Source organism: Spirillospora sp. NPDC046719 (genome assembly GCF_040645715.1).
Classification (GTDB): Bacteria; Actinomycetota; Actinomycetes; order Streptosporangiales; family Streptosporangiaceae; genus Spirillospora.
Map to the genome: position 1 here is coordinate 1 of NZ_JBEYYT010000795.1, position 2342 is coordinate 2342.

At 76.4% G+C, this 2342-nt stretch carries 2 protein-coding genes; both read left to right on the top strand.

Annotation, left to right across the window (positions count from 1 at the left end):
* Positions 1–330 precede the first annotated feature (330 nt).
* Positions 331–1398 (top strand): NYN domain-containing protein, encoded by a 1068-nt coding sequence (locus tag ABZ914_RS50320; RefSeq protein WP_190867070.1) that lies wholly within the window; start codon positions 331–333, stop codon positions 1396–1398.
* Positions 1399–1540: 142 nt separating this feature from the next.
* The coding region (locus tag ABZ914_RS50325; protein WP_500201665.1) for a YncE family protein at positions 1541–2342 on the top strand (802 nt) is incomplete at its 3' end.

Below are 2342 nucleotides of genomic sequence, written 5' to 3' on the forward strand. Positions count from 1 at the left end.
GGCGAGCCCCGGACGTCCCGCTGGGCCGACCGGACCCGGCTCGTCCGCGCCACCGCGGCCGGCGGGCTGCGACCCCGCGGCCCCGGCGCTTGGCGGGCCAGCGGCCTGCCCCGCTGACCCACCCCCGCGGGACACCGCGCGGGCCCGCGCCGGCGGACACTGCGCGGCCCGCACCGGCGGACACCGCGCGGGCCCGCGCGACGCGCCCGGGATGCGTCCGATCTCCCGTCCTATGGGGTGTGTTGATCCCCGGACGGGGAATGGGATCGGGCGACACGTAACCGTGGTTCGCGCCCAGCGGGGGTCTCCGCACGAATAAGGTGGAAGGCCATGGCCACCTCGGAGTTCGTCCCACAGCCCGCGCGATATGCCATCTTCGTCGACGCGGGGTACCTTTACGCGGCCTCCGGGGCTCTGCTGCTCGGCTGCGGCTCGCGGCGCGAGTACCGGGTCGCCGCGGAGCAGCTGATCAAGGCACTGACCAGCCACGCGGACGACCAGTTGCTGGGCGAGCTGCTGCGCGTCTACTGGTTCGACGCCGCGCCGAAGAAGCAGCCCACCGTCGACCAGCGGGTCATCGCGAACCTGCCGCTGGTGAAGCTGCGGCTCGGCAACCTGAACGCGCAGGGCCAGCAGAAGGGCGTGGACGCGCAGCTCCGCGCCGACCTGGAGGCCCTCGCCCGGCACCGCGCGATCACCGACGCGGTGCTGCTGGCCGGCGACGAGGACATGCTGCCCGCCGTGGAGGCCGCGCAGCGCTACGGCGTCCGCGTGCACCTGTGGGGCGTGGAGCCGACGCACGGCTCCAACCAGGCCGAATGGCTGGTGTGGGAGTCCGACCGGGTCGAGGTGCTGTCCGCCGACTTCCTGCGCCCGTACTTCACCAAGGCCAAGGTGCTGCCGGTGCCCGCGCCCGGCACCGCCGCCGCCGTCCGCGACGCGGCCGCCGCCGCGCAGCGCACCTCGCCCGTCCCGTCCCCGTCCCAGGTGTTCGCCGGGCGCCCCCCGGCGGTCAAGCCCGCGCCCGCCGCGGCCGTCCGCACCGCCGTGCCCGTCCCGGGCGGCGCCCCGGTGACCCCGGCGACCGTGGCGGCCTCGATGAACGCGGCGTCCGCCGCCCAGTCCGACGGCCGCCTCGGCCCGGACCGCGACCACATGCTGGAGATCGGCGAGCACGTCGCCCAGAAGTGGATCTTCGAGCGGGGCCGCGACAACATCCGCGACCTGCTCCCCGGCCCGATCCTGCCGCCCGTCATCGACAAGGAGCTGCTGATCGAGGCCGAGAAGGAGCTCGGCGGCTCCCTGCGCCCCTACCAGGAGGCCCGGACCTGGCTCCGCGACGGCTTCTGGGAGCGCGTCTACCGGGAGTTCGGCATCGGCTTCGGCAAATCCGACTGACCTCCGAATCCGACTGACCTCCGCCACCCCGCACGTTCCGCATTCCGGCTGACAGCCGCCGGGTCGTCGCGTCCCCGCGATGGACACGTTTGGTAGTTATTCGGGCGCGGGGAGTCGCGGACGGGTACAGTCGGCGGCCGTGATGGGGAGAGGCCGTGCCAGAGGACGGCGCCAACGGGCGGCCGGCGCGTGCGCGCTCGCCGTGGTCATGGCGCTGGTCTCGGGGTGCGAGCCGCCCGTGGGCTTCTACCGGCCCGGCGAGGGCGGCCCGGACGATCCCGTGGTGGGGCTCGGCGGGCCCGCGCCCTACGTGCGGCCGGGCACAGAGCGGCCCAAGACCGCGGACCCGCCGGTCGTGCCGGCCGGCGGACGGGTGTACGCGGCGACCGGACCCGGGATGATCGCTCCGGGCGCGCGGAGCATGCCGGCGCGGCTGTACGTCGCGGACGGGCGCGGCATCGAGGTCATCGACCCGCGGACGCTGCGGCTGGTCGGACGGGTCGGCGCCGGGGCCGCCGCGGCGCGGGTGGTGCCGTCGTGGGACCTGCGGCGGCTGTGGATCGCCGACACCGCGCACGACGTGCTGGTCCCGGTGTGGGCGCGGACGGGGCGGCGGGGCCTGCCGGTGCCCGCCGTCGACCCGGCGGGGCTGTACTTCACCCCCGACGGGCGGACGGCGCTGGTCGCGGCGGGGCGGCCGAGGCGGATCGAGGTCCGCGACCCGCGGACGATGCGGCCCCGGGCGTCGGTGCCGCTGCCGTGCGCGGCGGCGGACGGCGACTTCACGCTCGCCGGGACGTCCCTGGTGATGAGCTGCACGTCGGCGGGCGCGCTGGTCCGGGTGGACGTGCCGGGGCGGCGGGTCGCGGGCACGGTCCGGCTGCCCGCGGGGGCGCGGCCGGGCGACGTGCGGCTGTCCCCCGACGGCGGGACGTTCTTCGTCG